This window comes from Sulfitobacter rhodophyticola (assembly GCF_041281685.2).
Classification (GTDB): domain Bacteria; phylum Pseudomonadota; class Alphaproteobacteria; order Rhodobacterales; family Rhodobacteraceae; genus Sulfitobacter.
In genome coordinates, this window is the sequence record NZ_CP166251.2 from 1338153 (window position 1) to 1355540 (window position 17388).

General features: G+C 59.4%; 21 protein-coding genes and 2 riboswitches. Of the genes, 9 read left to right on the forward strand and 12 right to left on the reverse strand.

The genetic code is table 11. The annotated features are described in order from the left end of the window. Window positions 1-51 precede the first annotated feature (51 nt). Complete coding sequence (locus tag AB4X18_RS07560) at window positions 52-411, forward strand: putative quinol monooxygenase (protein ID WP_370399514.1); 360 nt, start codon at window positions 52-54, stop codon at window positions 409-411. An 82-nt stretch (window positions 412-493) separates the two neighbouring features. Here the strand turns inward: AB4X18_RS07560 and AB4X18_RS07565 are convergent, their stop codons facing one another. The 5 genes from AB4X18_RS07565 to AB4X18_RS07585 form a co-directional block, all read right to left on the reverse strand. Further along, the gene (locus AB4X18_RS07565) at window positions 494-1285 is read right to left on the reverse strand and encodes a cytochrome c1 (protein WP_370399515.1); all 792 of its coding nucleotides are present in this window, start codon (window positions 1283-1285) and stop codon (window positions 494-496) included. An 11-nt stretch (window positions 1286-1296) separates the two neighbouring features. Next, on the reverse strand, window positions 1297-2640 hold the full coding sequence (gene petB, locus AB4X18_RS07570) for a cytochrome b (RefSeq protein ID WP_370399516.1): 1344 nt from the start codon (window positions 2638-2640) through the stop codon (window positions 1297-1299). A gap of 12 nt (window positions 2641-2652) precedes the next feature. Further along, the gene (gene petA / locus AB4X18_RS07575; RefSeq protein ID WP_370399517.1) at window positions 2653-3213 is read right to left on the reverse strand and encodes a ubiquinol-cytochrome c reductase iron-sulfur subunit; all 561 of its coding nucleotides are present in this window, start codon (window positions 3211-3213) and stop codon (window positions 2653-2655) included. Between the two features lie 178 nt (window positions 3214-3391). Beyond that, window positions 3392-4003: a glutathione S-transferase gene (locus AB4X18_RS07580; protein WP_370399518.1), complete on the reverse strand. Its 612-nt coding sequence runs from the start codon at window positions 4001-4003 to the stop codon at window positions 3392-3394. Between the two features lie 78 nt (window positions 4004-4081). Beyond that, window positions 4082-4711: an FMN-binding negative transcriptional regulator gene (locus AB4X18_RS07585; protein ID WP_370399519.1), complete on the reverse strand. Its 630-nt coding sequence runs from the start codon at window positions 4709-4711 to the stop codon at window positions 4082-4084. 61 nt (window positions 4712-4772) lie between these two features. Beyond that, window positions 4773-4928: riboswitch (FMN riboswitch) on the forward strand. Window positions 4929-5002: 74 nt separating this feature from the next. Here AB4X18_RS07585 and AB4X18_RS07590 point away from each other — a divergent pair. Next, window positions 5003-5452: a 6,7-dimethyl-8-ribityllumazine synthase gene (locus AB4X18_RS07590; RefSeq protein ID WP_370399520.1), complete on the forward strand. Its 450-nt coding sequence runs from the start codon at window positions 5003-5005 to the stop codon at window positions 5450-5452. 52 nt (window positions 5453-5504) lie between these two features. On the opposite strand, the gene AB4X18_RS07595 is transcribed toward AB4X18_RS07590, so the two are convergent. Genes AB4X18_RS07595 through AB4X18_RS07605 form a run of 3 tightly spaced genes read right to left on the reverse strand, consistent with a single transcriptional unit; the run spans window position 5505 to window position 8702 of the window. Next, complete coding sequence (locus AB4X18_RS07595) at window positions 5505-6197, reverse strand: thiamine ABC transporter ATP-binding protein (RefSeq protein WP_370399521.1); 693 nt, start codon at window positions 6195-6197, stop codon at window positions 5505-5507. Further along, the gene (locus AB4X18_RS07600) at window positions 6184-7740 is read right to left on the reverse strand and encodes a thiamine/thiamine pyrophosphate ABC transporter permease ThiP (protein ID WP_432817254.1); all 1557 of its coding nucleotides are present in this window, start codon (window positions 7738-7740) and stop codon (window positions 6184-6186) included. Before AB4X18_RS07600 ends, AB4X18_RS07595 begins: the two co-directional genes overlap by 14 nt. Next, the gene (locus AB4X18_RS07605) at window positions 7716-8702 is read right to left on the reverse strand and encodes a thiamine ABC transporter substrate-binding protein (protein WP_370399522.1); all 987 of its coding nucleotides are present in this window, start codon (window positions 8700-8702) and stop codon (window positions 7716-7718) included. Before AB4X18_RS07605 ends, AB4X18_RS07600 begins: the two co-directional genes overlap by 25 nt. 34 nt (window positions 8703-8736) lie before the next feature. Continuing rightward, a riboswitch (TPP riboswitch) is annotated at window positions 8737-8858 on the reverse strand. Between the two features lie 90 nt (window positions 8859-8948). On the opposite strand from AB4X18_RS07605, the gene aroC reads away from it, so the two are divergent. Continuing rightward, window positions 8949-10052, forward strand: a complete 1104-nt coding sequence (aroC, locus tag AB4X18_RS07610; RefSeq protein ID WP_370399523.1) for a chorismate synthase — start codon at window positions 8949-8951, stop codon at window positions 10050-10052. Window positions 10053-10054: 2 nt separating this feature from the next. Here the strand turns inward: aroC and AB4X18_RS07615 are convergent, their stop codons facing one another. From AB4X18_RS07615 to AB4X18_RS07625, 3 genes are all read right to left on the reverse strand, one after another. After that, window positions 10055-10741 carry a helix-turn-helix transcriptional regulator gene (locus tag AB4X18_RS07615; RefSeq protein ID WP_370399524.1) on the reverse strand — a complete coding sequence of 229 codons (687 nt, stop codon included), beginning with the start codon at window positions 10739-10741 and terminating at the stop codon, window positions 10055-10057. A 71-nt stretch (window positions 10742-10812) separates the two neighbouring features. Then, window positions 10813-11208: a RidA family protein gene (locus AB4X18_RS07620; protein ID WP_370399525.1), complete on the reverse strand. Its 396-nt coding sequence runs from the start codon at window positions 11206-11208 to the stop codon at window positions 10813-10815. Between the two features lie 89 nt (window positions 11209-11297). Beyond that, on the reverse strand, window positions 11298-11891 hold the full coding sequence (locus tag AB4X18_RS07625; RefSeq protein ID WP_370399526.1) for a TetR/AcrR family transcriptional regulator: 594 nt from the start codon (window positions 11889-11891) through the stop codon (window positions 11298-11300). A 146-nt stretch (window positions 11892-12037) separates the two neighbouring features. Between AB4X18_RS07625 and AB4X18_RS07630 the strand changes: the two genes are divergently transcribed. The 6 genes from AB4X18_RS07630 (at window position 12038) to AB4X18_RS07655 (ending at window position 16461) form a co-directional block, all read left to right on the forward strand. Continuing rightward, window positions 12038-12418: a DM13 domain-containing protein gene (locus tag AB4X18_RS07630; protein WP_370399527.1), complete on the forward strand. Its 381-nt coding sequence runs from the start codon at window positions 12038-12040 to the stop codon at window positions 12416-12418. Window positions 12419-12458: 40 nt separating this feature from the next. After that, window positions 12459-13436, forward strand: a complete 978-nt coding sequence (locus AB4X18_RS07635) for a DMT family transporter (protein ID WP_370399528.1) — start codon at window positions 12459-12461, stop codon at window positions 13434-13436. A gap of 11 nt (window positions 13437-13447) precedes the next feature. Continuing rightward, a complete protein-coding gene (gene cobO / locus AB4X18_RS07640; protein WP_370399529.1) occupies window positions 13448-14047 on the forward strand; it encodes a cob(I)yrinic acid a,c-diamide adenosyltransferase in 600 nt (199 codons plus the stop codon). Then, a complete protein-coding gene (locus AB4X18_RS07645) occupies window positions 14047-14802 on the forward strand; it encodes an SDR family NAD(P)-dependent oxidoreductase (protein ID WP_370399530.1) in 756 nt (251 codons plus the stop codon). The genes cobO and AB4X18_RS07645 overlap by 1 nt, the downstream gene beginning before the upstream one ends. A gap of 159 nt (window positions 14803-14961) precedes the next feature. Continuing rightward, window positions 14962-15165 carry a hypothetical protein gene (locus AB4X18_RS07650; protein ID WP_432817255.1) on the forward strand — a complete coding sequence of 68 codons (204 nt, stop codon included), beginning with the start codon at window positions 14962-14964 and terminating at the stop codon, window positions 15163-15165. 24 nt (window positions 15166-15189) lie between these two features. Continuing rightward, entirely contained in the window at window positions 15190-16461 is a 1272-nt protein-coding gene (locus AB4X18_RS07655; RefSeq protein WP_432817256.1) for a hypothetical protein, read from the forward strand. A 26-nt stretch (window positions 16462-16487) separates the two neighbouring features. Here AB4X18_RS07655 and AB4X18_RS07660 read toward each other — a convergent pair whose 3' ends face one another. Next, window positions 16488-17357, reverse strand: coding sequence for a branched-chain amino acid aminotransferase (locus AB4X18_RS07660; protein WP_370399532.1), 870 nt, complete (start codon window positions 17355-17357; stop codon window positions 16488-16490). Between the last annotated feature and the right edge of the window lie 31 nt (window positions 17358-17388).

Consider the following 17388-nt stretch of genomic DNA (forward strand, 5'->3'; position numbering starts at 1 on the left):
CGGAACGGACTACCCCAGCTAAGTTGCTTCCTTTCACAGGGAGGAACCGACATGAGCGACATCATCGAATGGGTGCTGGAAATGCGCGTGCAGGACGGGCAGGCGGACAAGGTTCAGCCGCTGCTTGACGAAATGGTCGCGGCCACGCAGGCAGATGAACCGGGCGCGTTGCACTACGAATACTACATGAACACGGATCACAGCCTGTGCACCGTTCTGGAGCGCTACGAGAATAATACCGCTGCCATGATCCATCTGGGCAATTTTGGCACCAAATTCGCGGATCGTTTTCTCGCCGCGTTCGCGCCAGAGCGTTTCACCGTCTTTGGCCCAGCAGAGGACGACTTGCGCAGTGCACTAGCGGGTTTTGGCGCCACACATCTTGAGATGGTTGCCGGGTTTCACCGCTAGTGGTCTTGCGGAGCCTTTGAAAATGAAAACGCCCGCCGGAATGAACCGGCGAGCGTCAAGATTACTCTTGATCTGGTAAGGCTCAGGTTGTCTCTTTACCCTTCACAGGCGCCCAAAGACGCTTGTTTGTAAGGTAAAGCAGCACCGACAGCAGCGTCAGGAACAGCACACCGGCAAAACCGGCCTGCTTGCGTGCACCCAACTTGGGTTCCGCTGTCCACATCAGGAACGCGGAAACGTCTTCTGCGATATGGTGCAGGTCGTTGGAGTGACCATCCGCATAATCGACGTCTTCACCATAAAGTGGCGGTGCCATCGAAATCCAACCGCCCGGAAATGCCGTATTCTCGTAAAAGGTTGTGCCCGCCTGCTCCTTCTCCTCGCCGGTGTAACCGGTAAGCAAGGACGCGATGTACTCAGGCCCGCCAATCCCCTTGAAGAACTGGTTAATCCCCAGACCATAGGGTCCGTGGAAACCGGCGCGCGCTTTCGCCATCAAAGACAGATCCGGTGCGTTCTCCAGCGCGGAATGCGGGAAATGGTCCGTTGGCTTGGCCTCGCGGAAATCATCGATCTCAGGATCGAAGACCTCGAACTGCTTTGCGTATTCGATCACCTGTTCTTCCGGCAGGCCGGGGCCACCGTCATCGCCAAGTGTCCGGATCGGGACAAACTTCAGACCATGGCAGGATGCGCAGATCTCGGTGTAGACCTGCAAACCTCGCTGAAGCTGATTGACATCATAGGTCCCAAAAGGTCCCTCGAACGGGAAGTCGAAGTCTTCCACGTGGGTATCGTTGGATCCGGCCGCCATGGCGCCCGTGGCGCTCAGGCCAAAAGCGACAAACGCGGAGAGTGCAAGTTTCTTTATCATGTTCATGTCTTTCACTCCGCCGGGTTCACGATGGTCTTCGTGCCGCCGACCTTCGGGGCATAATGCGCCTCGTAGTCCTCTTGGATGGTAGCTGGTTGCGGCAGCGGTTTCTCGATCACGCCCAACAACGGCAGGATCACGAGGAAGTAGGCAAACCAGTAAGCCGAAGCGATCAGCGAGAAGGTCGCGTAGGGTTCTTCCGCGGGCATCGCGCCCAACCACATCAGGACGAAAAAGTCGACGACCAGCAGCCAGAACCACCACTTGAACATCGGACGATACCGGCCCGAACGAACGCTTGATGTATCCAGCCAGGGTGCCAAGGCCATCACGGCAATCGCACCAAACATCGCCAGCACACCAAAGAACTTGGCGTCGATGATGCCGCCTGTCAGCGTCTCCGCGATGATCACGACCCACACGTCAGAGGTAAAGGCACGCAGGATCGCGTAGAACGGCAGGAAATACCACTCAGGCACGATGTGTGCGGGCGTCGCCAGCGGGTTCGCCTCGATGTAGTTATCGGGGTGGCCCAGATAGTTTGGCATGAAGCCGACAATCGCGAAGAAGACCAGCAGGATCACCGCCAGCGCGAACAGGTCCTTGATTACGAAGTAGGGCCAGAACGGAAGCGTGTCTTTCTGCGCCTCTTCCTTGGAGCCGCGACGGACCTCTACACCAGTCGGGTTGTTGTTACCCGTCGTGTGGAAGGCCCAGATGTGAATGATCACAAGGCCTGCAATCACAAACGGGAACAAGTAATGCAAGCTGAAGAAGCGGTTCAGCGTCGCGTTATCTACAGCGGGACCGCCCAGCAGCAGCGTCTGCAGGCTCTCACCAACGAACGGGATCGCGCCGAACAAGCCAGTGATCACAGTCGCGCCCCAGAAGGACATCTGACCCCAGGGCAGAACATACCCCATGAACGCCGTACCCATCATCAGCAGATAGATCAGCATCCCGATGATCCACGTAATCTCGCGCGGGGCCTTGTAGGAGCCATAGTACAGACCGCGGAAGATGTGGGCGTAAACCGCCACAAAGAACAACGATGCGCCGTTCTGGTGCATGTAACGCAGCATATAGCCGCCGTTCACATTGCGCATGATGTGCTCGACAGAGGCAAAGGCATCGTCAACATGCGGCGTATAATGCATCGCCAGAACAATGCCAGTGATGATCTGCAGCACCAGACAGAACGTCAGTACGATACCCCAGATCCACATCCAGTTGAGGTTCTTGGGTGTGGGGAGCATCAGTGTGTCATACATCAAACCCACGATCGGCAAGCGGCGGTGTAGCCACTTTTCACCGTTCGTTGTCGGTTCGTAATGGTCGTGAGGAATTCCAGCCATCTGTTGTCTCCCTTAACCCAGTTTGATCGTTGTCTCGTCGACAAACTCGGCCGGTGGAACCGGCAGGTTCGTCGGCGCAGGACCCCTACGGATACGTCCTGCTGTGTCGTAGTGTGAACCGTGGCATGGGCAGAACCAACCGCCGAAGTCACCTGCATCGCCCAAAGGCACGCAACCCAGGTGCGTACATACACCCATCATGACCAGCCATTCGCCCGCCTCGTCCATCGTGCGGTTCTCGTCGGTCGCAGGCACAGCGCCAGTGATGTTTTCGTTCTGCGCGACCGGATCGGGCAGATCGGCGACATCAACCGCACGGCCCGCTTCGATCTCTTCTTCGGTACGCCGACGAATGAAAACCGGCTTGCCCAGCCACTTCACGGTCATCTGAGATCCGGGCTCGAGCCCGCCCACGTCCACACGGATGGAGGACAACGCCAGAACGTCAGCCGACGGGTTCATCTGGTTGACGAGCGGCCAGACCGCGGCGCCAACGGCCACTGCGCCGGTGCCAGCGGTTGCGTAATAGAGGAAATCCCTCCGGGTGCCTGCCTGATCTTCTGCATTGGACACGGGTTAGCTCCTGATTCTGGTCCGACCGGACCATTGCCAAATGGCCCGCCGCAAAACGGCAGAGCCCTGTTCACCCGGGTATCTAGCTTGACGCAGCACGTCAGTCCAGATGCCAAAGGCGCGCAAAGGGTCGCAGGTATCTACTTAATGTACCGTAAACCCGGCCAAATCGGCCATTTTACCCTTGAGGCGGGGCAGTCGCCTGCATTGACGGGCGCGAATCAAAGGTCTTGTACCAGTCCGCCAGGGCCTCATTTCCTTTGCGCCATCCGCGCGCGTCATGTCGAAAATCCACATAGCCAAGCGCGCAACCAACCGCGATTTGCCCCATATCCAGTGTCCCGGACAAATGACTGATCCAGCGCGTGTTCAGCGCCGCAACCGCCTGTGCGATCTTGGCCCACTGCGCCTCGACCCAGGCCTCGGATCTCTCATCCTCATCCCGTAGGCGCGTTTCATAGACCATCAACAGCGCGGCATCGAGAATGCCATCAGCCGTTGCTTCCAATGTCCGGATCTCCCAGTGCCGCGCGCCCTTGCCATAAAGCCCTGCTTGCGCCCGGTCATCAAGAAAAGCACAGATAACGCGACTGTCAAAAAGCGCAGGACCCTCATCCCGTTCCAGCGCGGGAACCTTGCCTAACGGATTCTGCGACACAAGCGGGGCAGACGGGGCCATGGGGGTTGTTGCGATTTCCGTAAGCGCCACGTCGTCAAGCTGGCCGGTCTCATGCAGCAGCACCATCACTTTGCGCACGTAGGGAGATGTCGCTGAATAGGCAAGTTTCATGGGGGTGTCCTCCATCAGAAGTATTTAGGAGAGAGTATCACTCCGCACCGAAGGGAGGGCAATCGCGCAAATGTATCTCTACAATCCGTCGCCACCCGCGCCGCGCATCAGCGCGGCGATAATATCCGTTTCACTGCCGAACCCATGTGCCTCCACATGATCCGCGGCGCGCAGGCGCACCTCGTCCGGCTTGTTCTGGTTCAGTTTCCATGTGCCATCAACACCGGTCACCTCGAAAGCGCAGGGCACAATGGTGCGCATCATCCGCTCCATGACTTCCGGCGTCATCTTTTCGGTTTTCCATGGCGGCTTGGGCGCAAGCCGCGCTTCATAGGCGGCCGATTGGCGTTCCAGCAGATCATGCAGAACCTCATGCGGTTGAAGGCACAGCGTACCTGTCAGATGCACGGCAACGTAATTCCATGTCGGCACCTGATCGACGACACCATACCAATCCGGCGATACGTATGTATCCGGCCCGGACACGGCGATCTTCGCCTGCAGTGGCTCTGACAGCGTCCTCGCGATGGGGTTTGACCGCAGCAAATGCAACTCGGCCAAGACACCGTCCTCGCTCAGCAGGAAGGGGATATGCGCCAATAGCGGCGCATCGAACCCACTGACAACGAGAACTCCAAAACCGCGTTCGCGCGCATAGCCAAGGTTACGCACGGCATCTTCAGTATGAAAAATTGGATTCGGGTGCATCACGGGTCCTTACGTCACATGCCGTTCCTCTTGCAGCTTTGTACCGGAGTTGGCAACGTGGGGCTATTCTCAGGGCGGGGCGAAATTCCCCACCGGCGGTATGTGGGCCAGACCCATGAGCCCGCGAGCGCAACGCGCCCCGTTCCGGGACGCTTGGTCAGCAGATCTGGTGAGACGCCAGAGCCGACGGTCATAGTCCGGATGGAAGAGAATGCGCGTGACGGGGGGCTGCGGCCCTTTGCTTGCGCGTGATCGCCTTGGGTGGACGTGTCTGAACCAAAGGAGATCATCATGACACATGGCAACATTGCTCCCGCCCGCTTCGCATTCATCAAGGCCCAGTGGCACGCGGACATCGTGGACCGCGCGTTGGAGGGGTTTTGCGAAGTGATACCCGCCGAACAGGTGGATGTTTTTGACGTGCCCGGCGCGTTCGAAATGCCACTTCTGGCGCAAACCCTTGCCAAACAGGGCCGCTACAGCGCGATTGCCTGCGCGGCGTTTGTCGTGGACGGCGGCATCTACCGGCATGATTTCGTCGCCTCTGCCGTGGTCGACGGCTTGATGCGCGTGGGATTGGACACCGGTGTGCCGGTGCTGTCCGTCTCACTCACGCCGCACCACTATCAGGAAACCGATCATCACAACGCGATCTACCGGGATCATTTCGTGACCAAGGGTCGCGAGGCGGCACAAGCGGCGTTGCGCATCTTGGATGCAAAGCTCACCGTCGCGGCATAGATCCCGACCCTTTCAAAAAGATCGAACCGAATTCTTCGAAGAATTCGCCATTCTATCCCAAGTAGGCCCTCAATTCCGGCGGCGGGTTGTCCATCAGCGCTGCCGCCGGTTGCGGGGCCTCTGCACAGCCCCCGGCCACAAAGATCACCTGATCCGCCATGCGCCGCACGTCTTCCGGCGCATGGGTGACCATGATCAAGCCCGCGCCCGTCTCCGCCACCAGATCCTGCACGAGATCAAGCATTTCATTCCGGAGCGCGGGCCCCAGCGCCGCAAAGGGTTCATCCAGCAACAACCACGGCCGCGCCTGCACCAGAACCCGCGCCAGCGCTACCCGGCTTTGCTGACCACCGCTTAAGGCAGCGGGCCGCTTGTCCGCATGATCCGTCAATCCAACCCTCTCAAGCGCACTGGCCACCTTGTCCCTGTCCGTCGCGGCAAGCTTGAGATCCGGTCGCACGCCAAGTCCGACGTTCTGCACCACGGTCAGATGCGGGAATAGATTGTTGTCCTGAAACAGCATCGTCATCGGCCGCGCGCCGGGAGCCACATCAGCAATGTCCCGACCGTCGAACAACAATCGCCCGGCCGCCAAAGGCAGGAACCCGCAAAGCGCGGCCAGAAGGGTGGATTTTCCTGCGCCGGACGGACCAATGACGGCGTATTTCCGACCGATTTCCAGTCTCATATCGGCATGGAGCTGAAAATCGCCCTGCGCGATCACTGCGGCTTCAAGTCTCAGCACGCCATCGTCCCCCCTGATCACACAGCCAGAAAAAGACCAGCGCCAACGCCAGCAACAAAAGCGCCGCCCCCGCTGCTGCTTCCATCCGGTAGGCCCCCATCAAACGGTACATCTGCAAAGGCAGCGTCGCCCGATCCGGGTCCGCAAAAAGCGCAATCACCCCCAGATCTCCGATTGACAATGCCCCGGTCAGCCCTGCCGCAAATCCGATCTGCGGGCGCAAACGGGGCAGGATCACCCAGCGCCAAAGCGACCAGCCCCGCATCGACAGACCTTCGCTCAGCCGTCCATACGTCTGCAACGTATCGCGCATACTCGGTACCATGATCCTGAGCGCGAAAGGCAGCGCCATCAGCGCATTGACCAGCGCGGTTACCGGCAGTGCCAGCGAAACGGGGTCAACAATCGGGTTCAGCAGAATGAACCACCCCGTCCCGATCATGAGCGGGGAAAACGACAGGCCCAGAAGCCCAATCGCCTCCACCCCGCCGCTGCGCCGTGACGCGATCCATCCGGCCATCGGCAGCGCAATCACCAGCAACACCGCCACGCTCACCGCTGCCACCTGCAACGATATACCCGCTGCTCCCCAGACCGTCGCTGGCATCTGCGGCAGCCCGAATACCCCCCGTCCCACAACCGCACTAAGCGGCAACAGCAAGAAGGCGGCCCCCAAGGCAATCACGGTCATGTCGCCGACACGCTGCCACCCGCCGCGCGCGTCCCACCGTTGCACTGGCCGATCCAGCCCACCCCCCAGCACCACTTGCGGCATGATCGACAGCGCCAATACTGCCGCGCTCCCCGCCAGCACCAGTTGCACGGCGGACAGCAAAGCAGCCCGCGCAAGGTCGAAATCATACCGGAACGTCTGATATATCGCCAATTCGATCGTCGTGGATTTTGGCCCGCCACCCAGCGTCAAGGCCACGGCAAAGCTGGTCAGGCAGATCACGAAAATCAGTGCAAATGCGCCCGGAACGATCTGCTTGAGCACCGGCCATTCCAATGTGCGTGCCACCGCGCGCGGTGTCAGGTTCAGCTGTGCTGCCAGCCTGAACCGCTCCGCCGGGACGGCCTGCCAGCCTTGCAGCAAAAGCCGCGTTGCCAGTGGCAGGTTAAAGAAAACATGGGCCAGCACCACACCATGCAATCCGTAAATCGATACCTCCGGCAACCCCACCGCGCCCAGCGCCGCATTTAGCCAGCCGTTGCGCCCAAAAACCGCCAGCAATCCAATGACCGCGACAATGACAGGGAGGATGAACGGCACACCCAGAAACATGACCAGAACGCCGTGCCCGAAAAACCTGCGCCGGGCGAGCGCGCGGGCAAGCGGCACCGCCAGCAGAACGGAGAACACCGCAGACAGAAACGCCTGCAAAACCGTGAACCGGACCGCCTGCCAGTCTCCGGCGGCGAAACCTGTGCTCGGCTCTGCCCGCGCCGCAATCCCGACACAAGCCGCCAGAACCACCGCCACCGTCACTCCGGCGGCGATGATCCCTGCGTACCGCGTTACTGTGTCAGCGCGGAGCGCCATGCCTCAATCGCCTTGTCCTGAACGGCTGCGGCTTGCGCTTCATCGTAGAACAGCACCTTCTCAGGCAGCGGAAGCGTCTCCCAACCGTCAGGCCACTGATCCTGCGGCAACGCCGATGGCAGCGACCAGTTCGCCGTCGGGATCTGGCTCTGGAATGTCTCTGACATCACGAAAGACATGAACTGATCCGCCAGTTCCGGCCGATCTGTCCCTGCAACCTTCGCCACGGTTTCCACCATGAAGTAATGGCCTTCGGGGAAGATTGCCGCGTGTTTGGTGAAATCCTCTTCGGCGAACATGTGATACGCCGGAGACGTCGTATAGCTCAGCACCATGTCCGCTTCGCCATCCGTGAACATGCCATAGGATGATGACCAATCCTTCGTTACCGTCAGGATCTTCGGCGCCAGTTTGCCCCAGGCTTCCTTAGCCTTGTCGCCGTATACCGCATCGACCCAGAGCACCAAAGCCAGCCCCGACAGGGACGTGCGCGGGTCCTGGATCACGATCTTCACATCATCCGGCATCTCCAGCAGCGCGTCAAAGCTGCTGGGTGGGTTCTTCATCAGCGTCTCATTATAGATGAACGCCGTATGCCCGTAGTTGAACGGTAGGAAAGTGTCATCCGTCCACTCAATCGGCAGTGTCAGCGCGGTGTTGTCCTGCCCGTGCGGCGCAAAGAGGTCCGTGGCCCGTGCCTTTGCTGTCAGGTCAGACGTCAGACCGATGACCACATCGGCCTTCGTCCGCTCCCCTTCCAGCAAGAGGCGTGGCAGCAGATCACCGGTGGAGAATTGAAGGTCACACCCGCAAACCTTCTCGAACTCCGCCTCGATCACCGGGCCGGGACCCCATTCAGATGTAAAATAATCTCCTGCATAAACGGTCAGAACAGGCGTCTCCGCCAGCACAGCCGTGGTTGTCAGGGTCGTCGTCAGTGCAGCAAGTGCAAGATGTCTCATGGCATCCTCCATTATGCGGCGTCGAGAGGTTATGGATGGATGTCCAGACCTTCCCTCCGCCGGTGTTAACCGGTTCAGGTTCAACGGGTCAGCTTTCGCAATCTCAGCCCAACACAAGCGCTAACGCGCAAACGGAGAGCCCCCCGAGGTACAGCAAGAAGTAGGGGGCTGTGCCGATAAGCGCAAGGTGATTCCCCTTGAGGCAAACTGCCACCCCCGCTAATGCAGTGCGAAAGGAGATCATCCATGTCGATCAACAGCTTCGGCCACCTCTTCCGCGTGACCACTTGGGGCGAAAGCCACGGACCCGCCTTGGGTGCGACCGTTGATGGCTGCCCTCCCGGTGTGCCAATTGACGAAGAGATGATCCAGCACTGGCTCGACAGACGTAAACCGGGGCAGAACAAATACACCACTCAGCGGCGCGAAGCGGACGCGGTGCGCATCCTCTCCGGCACCTTTGAGGGCGTCACCACCGGCACGCCGATACAGCTGATGATCGAAAACACCGATCAACGCTCCAAGGACTACGGCGACATCAAGGATAAATTCCGCCCCGGTCATGCCGACATCACCTATTTCCAGAAATACGGCGTGCGAGATTATCGCGGCGGGGGGCGGTCCTCTGCCCGTGAAACCGCCGCGCGGGTGGCGGCGGGTGGGCTGGCGCGCGAGGGGATCAAGGCACTCGCACCGAATGTGCAGATCACCGGATACATGGTCCAGATGGGCCCGCACAAGATCGACCGCGATGCCTTTGACTGGGACCAGATCGACCAGAATCCCTTCTGGGTTCCCGACGCAAGGGCAGCGACCGATTGGGCAGACTACCTTGATGGACTGCGCAAATCCGGCAGCAGCGTGGGCGCAATCATTGAAGTCACCGCGCGGGGCGTACCAGCAGGCCTTGGCGCGCCCGTCTACGGCAAGCTAGACACAGATCTGGCCGCCGCGATGATGAGCATCAATGCCGTGAAGGGCGTGGAGATCGGCGAAGGCATGTCCGCCGCCATGCTGACGGGAGAGTTGAATGCCGATGAAATCTTCATGGGCGCGGACGGGCAGCCCGTCTACAGCTCCAACCATGCCGGCGGTATCCTTGGCGGCATCAGCACCGGGCAGGACATCGTCCTACGCTTTGCGGTGAAACCGACGTCCTCTATCCTCAAGACCCGTAAGACCATCACCAAATCAGGCGAAGAAACGGAGATCATCACCAAGGGCCGTCACGACCCCTGCGTCGGTATCCGCGCGGTGCCTGTGGGCGAGGCAATGATGGCTTGTGTCATCCTCGATCACCTGTTGTTGCATCGCGGGCAAATCGGCGAAAATCAGGGCCATATAGGCTAATCTCACCCGCCTCTCGCATCCTCGCGCACCATCTGCAGGAACTTGCGCAAGCCGCGTTCCGGATCATCCTCGAACCTGTCATCGCTCAGCGTCAACGCCGCAATCCGATCCAGCCGGAATGTGCGGAAATCCTGTCTCAGTTCGCACCAGCCTGAAAACATCCAGCCGTCGTCCATGTTCCAGATCACCAGAGGCCGCACCCGGCGATCGGACGGCGCGGCATCGCGATCTTCATAAGTGATCCGAACCACGCGCCTTTCGCGGATCGCGCAACGCAGCGTGCCAACTTCCATATCTGCCTGACTGCCGCCCCGTGCCCGAAGATAAGGCGCATCCGCCAATCGCCGTTCTTCCGGCGCGGGCAGACCTGCCTGTATCATCGCACGCACTTCCTGCGCGGCGCTGGCCAGAACCGGATCGCCAATGCTCTCTACGTACGACAGACCCACCGCAAGGGCATCAAGCTGATCATGGGTGAAGGTCATATTGGGCAAATCAAATCCGGGGCGCAGGATGTACCCCACACCTGCCTCCCCTTCGATTGGCGTGCCGGAGGCCTGCAAATGCGCAATGTCGCGGTAGATGGTACTGACGCTCACTTCGAAAAACGTGGCAAGGTCCTCGGCTCGGCTGATCGGCCGGGTCCGCATTTCGTTCACCAAACGATACAGCCGTTCTGCGCGTCTCATGTGGATGTCTGCCCTTTGCCGTCGATCAGCTTCAAGGAAGGCCGCCGGGGGATCAACCCCCGGCGCACCGATCAATCCGCTGCAGTCGCTTCGATTTCAAACATCAGGTCCGGCAGGGCAAGCCGTGTCACCCCCAAAAGCGTCATCGGTGGGGCGACACCCGCAGGACCAAAACGCATACCAAGCAGATCGAAGTTCTTCAGCGCCTCATCCACATCGGTCGCATAGATGGTCAGCCTCGTCACATTCGCCAGCCCCATCTCCGCCCCCTCCAGCACCGATTCCAGATTGGCGAGCGCGAGCGCGATCTGACCCCTCATGTCGCCGACGTGCTGCGGCGCGCCGTTCTCATCGACAGAAGTCTGACCCGCGCAGATCAACTGCCTCTTGGTCTGCTCGATAATCTCTGCCTGATTGTAGCCAAGCTTGAGCGACCAGTTCCACGGGTTCAAAGCAGTGCGTTTCATCAAGTGTCCCTTTCCAATAGTCTGACAAGGAACCTTTGATCACACCCCTCCTGTCACCGTGGTGATAGGAGTGTTGCCGCCGATCTCATTCAGCGTGCCGCACCATTGAGAATATCAGCAACCCCTTGCACAGCGTGATCCAGCACTCCCAAGGGCAACTGCGACCGGGCGATCATCCGCAAACCGATATATTGGGCCAAAAGCGTATCGGCCAAACGGGTCCGTTCTGTTGCGGACAAGGACACCAAATCAGGCGTATCCGCCAGCGCCTGAACCAAACCCGCCTGCATCCTGGCCAATCCACCATGAACAACCTCGGCAATATCAGGATCGTTTGCTGCAGAACCGGCTGCCGCGGTGCACAACAGGCACCCTCTTTGATCTCCGTCCGAAACCGTGGAGACCAGACCCTGAAAAAGCTGGAGGATGCGGTCCTTTCCATCCGGGATATCGCTATGTGTCAGCAGCCTGACACCCCGTTCCACGACTTCGGACTGGTAGCGGTTAAGCACCAATAGAAACAGGTTCTTCTTGTCCTTGAACGCTTTGTACAGGCTGCCCCGCGTCAGACCCATGCCCGCAAGCAGATCTGGCAAGGACGCCTCTTCATACCCGTGCTTCCAGAAAACCTGCATGGCCTTCTCTATTGCGTCATCGGGTTCAAATTCTCTGGGCCGCGCCACGCTCGTCTCCTGCTGTCGGTCAGCATATAGTATGGAACCGATTGTTACACAACTCACGGATTAGTGTTTTGAACCGATTAGTTCCGAATGATACCTGTCCGTCATCGCAATGAATTCATAAACCGATACATCAAAGGAACCCTCCCATGAGAAACATCATCACAGCAGCCATAACCGCCTTCCTCATCGTTGGCCCGGTAACCGCCGCCTTCGCGAACACATCCGGTACTTTCACCGGGGCAAGCAACCACGTCACAACGGGCGGCGTAACCATCACCAAGAACGCTGATGGCACGGCCACAGTGACCTTCGACAGCAGCTTTTCGCTTGACGGTGCGCCAGATCCCCGCGTGGGCTTTGGCAAGGATGGCACGTTCATCAACGCCAGCGATCTTGGTGTCCTGAAGAAACTGGACGGCGCGCAAAGTTATGTGGTGCCTGCATCATTGAGCATCGACGACTACAACGAACTTTACATCTGGTGCCTGAAATTTGCCGTCCCACTGGGTGTCGCGCAACTGAACTGACCCCATTGATCTTTGCCGGGCGCAAGCGCATGAAGCGCCCATGCCCGCCGCAATGACACAGCACCGACCCGGCCGCGCAATTGCTCTCAAGCTTTGCGCGGTTTTTCTGTTCATGGTGATGGCAGCGCTGATCAAGGCCGCTTCGAATGCCGTGCCGCCAGGGCAGGCAGTGTTCTTTCGATCCCTGTTTGCAATGCCGATCATCATGCTGTGGCTCTGGCAACAGGGGCACTTGCATGATGGCTTGAAGGTGAACAACCTATTTGGCCACGTCTGGCGCGGGCTTTTTGGTACCATGGCCATGGGCCTGACATTCGCAGGCCTTGCCCTGCTGCCCCTGCCCGAGGTCACCGCCATCGGCTATGCCACCCCGATGTTCACCGTCTTGTTCGCCGCCATTTTTCTGGGCGAACGCGTGCGCCTGTTCCGCCTGTCTGCCGTGGCACTCGGCCTGATTGGCGTGATGATCGTGATCGCGCCGCGCATCTCGCTTGACGGCACTGGATACGGACAGGCCGCGACAATGGGCGCGCTGGCGGTTCTTGTCGCTTCCATTCTGCGCGCGCTCGTACAGATACACGTTCGCAAACTTGTCCAGACGGACAGCACATCGGCGATCGTCTTCTACTTCTCGCTCACGGCGACTGTGCTGTCGCTTCTGACGCTCCCGCTGGGATGGGTCATTCCTTCGGCTGCCCTGACGTGGACTGCACCGGGGATGAACATCCTGGGATTGATCATCTGCGCAGGCCTCATCGGCGGTGTGGCCCAGATCATGGTCACCGCGTCTTACCGTTTCGGCACCGCATCCATGCTGGCCCCGTTCGACTATTCCTCGATGATTTTTGCCGGCCTCATCGGCTGGCTGATCTTTTCAGAGGTGCCAACACCTGCCATCCTGCTGGGCGCGGCCCTTGTGATCGCGGGTGGTGTGCTCATCATCTGGCGGGAACGGCAACTTGGCCTCGACCGCACCAAATCCAAGGGCAAAGGCCCGCCTTCCGTCACTCCCGGCTAAAGGAACCGCATATGACAGACGCGACCCAACACAAAGAAAAGATGCAAAAGCGCCAGACCGAACAGCGCGCCAAGGTTTCCGAACTGCGCGACCCCGACAAGGGGCTCGTTCTGGTGCATACAGGTGCCGGAAAAGGCAAATCCTCCTCCGCCTTCGGCATGGTCGTGCGCGCGCTCGGCTGGAAACAAAAGGTCGGCGTGGTGCAGTTCATCAAGGGCAAATGGAAGACGGGCGAACGCCAGTTCTTCGACCGTCTGGGCGAGGTTACATGGCACACCATGGGTGAAGGGTTCACCTGGGACACCCAAGACAAGGACCGCGATATCGCTGCCGCCCAGGCCGCCTTTGCCAAGGGGCGTGAGATGATGGAAAGCGGCGACTATGACCTGATCGTTCTGGATGAGATCAACATCGCCATGCGCTATGATTACCTGTCTGTCGAAGACGTTCTGGCCGGGCTTGAAGCACGTGACGCCCGCACCGGGGTCGTATTGACCGGGCGCGACGCCAAGCCGGAGCTTTGTGACTACGCCGATCTGGTCACCGAGATGGTCGAGGTGAAGCACCCGTTCAAAGCCGGCATCAAGGCCCAGCGCGGTGTTGATTACTGATGGCTGATAAGGTCGCCCTGATCACAGGTGCCGCCCGTGGTATTGGCCTTGCCACCGCCAAAACCCTCCTGGCCGAAGGCTGGTTGGTGGCGCTGCTGGACCGTGACGCCGATGAACTGCCCAAGGCCATGGCTGACCTTGGACAGGCAGCCAGCGGATTTGTCTATGACGTTTCCGATCCTGATGCGGTGAACGCGGCCCTGCCGGATGTCCTGAACCGGTTTGGCCGCCTGGACGCGCTGGTCAACAACGCGGGCGTTGCCGACTTCGGACCCATTGCGGAAACCGATTTCGCCCGCTGGCGGCGGGTGATGGAAACCAACCTCGATGGCGTTTTCCTGATGTCCCAGGCCGCGATCCCGGCGCTTAAGGAAACCAAAGGCACCCTCGTCAACATCGCCTCCATCTCCGGCCTGCGCGCCTCCACCCTGCGCGTGGCCTATGGCACATCGAAGGCCGCGGTGATCCAACTGACCAAACAGCAGGCGGCGGAACTGGGAGAATTCGGCATCCGCGCCAATTGTGTCTGTCCGGGCCCCGTGCGCACCAAACTGGCCATGGCCGTGCACACGCAAGATATCATTGACGCCTATCATGATGCGATCCCCCTGAACCGCTATGGGTCAGAGCAGGAAATTGCAGAGGTGATCGCATTCCTGTGTTCCGACAAGGCAAGCTATGTCACAGGCCAAGTGATCGCGTCTGACGGGGGTTTTGAAAGCACGGGTGTCGGCTTGCCTGCCTTGCGCAACTAAGCCTTCAGGCACCGTTCCGGCCCCTTACTCCACCCCCAGACCGACCCTTGAGATCGCGCCCGCACAGCGTGCAAAACGCCCCTGCGTATACTTGTGGTTGAATTCGTGGCATACTCAAGGTTGAAATTTGAGTCGCAAGTATTTGAGACGGGGGACTTTATGAAGACCTCGAAGATATTTCTCGCACTTGGCTTGGGTGGTTTTGTAGCCCTGGCAACAGCAGCACTGTCGCAGGAAGTCCCAGCCGGCGCATGCATGCTTCCCACGGGCGAATGGTGCTGGCCCATCGCGCCGCTGAGTTATGGCGATCCATGCGAATGCGAGATGCCGGATGGCACTTTCGTGTCGGGCATCGTGCAATAAATTACGTCAGTCCGGAGATCCCTTATGGAAGAATCCGACAGCCTGAAAAAACTGGTGTCCGAAGCCCGGCGCCTGCGTGACCACCTCTTGCGGGTGGAAGGACAGGACAGCACGCCACTGGGCATCGCGCTGCAACCCTTTGAAGGCAAAGCCGAAAACACACCAACGACGGATGAGGAAATCGCGGCCCTTGCCGCCGCCTTTCAGAAGGCGCACGACAGCGCGCTGAACAGCATCGACGGCTATACCCTGAACGAGGTCCTGTTGGGCCGCTCCCCCTATTCCCACCGCACTTCGCCGCTGGGCAGTTTCTCCCTGACCGCGCTGGGCGTGGTGCTTGTGATGACGGCATTCTTCTATTCCAACTGGGCCAGCCGCGCGACGTTCACCATAAGCGAGGCAGAAGACTTTATCAGTTTCGATCACTTCAACAGGGTGATGAAGCTGGTTGAACTCGAAGCCTACTTCGAAGACCTGACCCAACCCGGGGAAGCCAGAAATCATATGGAGCCGCAGCTGTTGTACCTCGAAGGCCTGACCAGCCTGTCCGAGCACTACAACGACGAAGTCGTGCTGCTGCACAAGATGGGACAGCTCATTGAAGAAGTGAACGTGGTGGATTCCAATCTGGTGCGCATGCGGGTCACCTATTGTCGGGCCGACGACAAATCCGATCTCTCCGTCCTTACCCGCATCGTCGGCTCGCTTTACACCTGCGTTCAGCCTTCGAGCATGGTCGGGTCCCGCACACGATCACTCAGCGCAAAGGGGGCGGAAGTTGAAATCAGTGGCTTCCGCGAGCAGATCGGTGAAATCAACAAGCTACAGCAAGTGACGATGGAGCTGGCAGGCAGGCGGCCCCTGAACAACTACGTGGCCTCGTACAAAAAAGCGCAGTCACAAATGCAGGTCCTGACCGAATGGCTGAACGTTGTGCACCTCTGGGCGCTGCCGATCATCTATGGCGCGCTGGGGTCGATCGTCTACTGCATGTGGCGGGTGCTGAACCCGAACCTGGCGGCGGTGGGCGGGCTTTACGCCATCATGCGCACGGCCTTCGCCGGGCTGGCGGCACTGACCCTGTCGATGCTCCTGGTGCCGTCCAACGTATTGGCAATCGGCGTCGATCTGAACAGGCCGCTGGTCTACCTGCTTTCCTTCATATTCGGCTATTCGGTGGAAGGGTTCGTGAGCACGCTAAACATGCTCAACACGTACCTTTCACACAACCTGACCCCAAAACCCCGCCGCGCCGCGACCAAAACATCTGACAGGGGGGCAAACCCCACAGAATAGGGGTTACCGCACTGCCAAATGTCGGCTCAGGCCCGCACCAACTTCTCGTAGCTTTCCGCCACGTCCCGCGTCAGTGCGCCAACGTCAAAGTTATAATCACCGATCTGACCCACCGGCGTGACCTCCGCCGCAGTGCCGGTCAGCCAGCACTGCTCAAAACTCTCCAGCTCTTCGGGCATGATGTGCCGTTCATGCACCTTGACCTGCTTTTCCTTCAGCATACCCACGACCGTCTGGCGTGTGATCCCGTTCAGAAAGCAATCCGGGTCCGGTGTATGCACCTCGCCGTCCTTGACGAAAAAGATGTTCGCCCCCGTCGCTTCGGCCACATAGCCGCGATAGTCGAACATCATAGCGTCCGAACAACCCTTCGCCTCTGCCGCGTGCTTGGACATGGTGCAGATCATGTAAAGCCCCGCCGCCTTGGCATGGCTCGGGATCGTTTCGGGGCTGGGGCGTTTCCACTTGGAGATATCAAGCTTGGCGCCCTTCATCTTGGCATCACCGTAATAGGCACCCCATTCCCACGCCGCGATGGCCATGCGCACCGGGTTTCTGGCCGATGCAACACCCATATCCTCGCCCGCGCCGCGCCATGCAATGGCCCGAACATAGGCGTCCTTCAAACCGGAAGCCGCCAGCACTTCGACCTTGGCCGCCTCGATTTCATCAACGGTATACGGGATCTCGAAATCGATCATCTGCGCTGAGCGCTTCAGCCGCTCCGAATGTTCCCGGCTCTTGAAGATTTTCCCGCCATAGGCCCGCTCCCCTTCAAAGACGGAAGACGCGTAGTGCATTGCATGGGTCAGGATATGCACATTGGCGTCGCGCCAATCCACCATCTTGCCATCCATCCAGATCTGACCGTCCCGGTCGTGATATCCAGCTGACATCGTCTACTCTCCCATTTCAGAGCTATCTTTT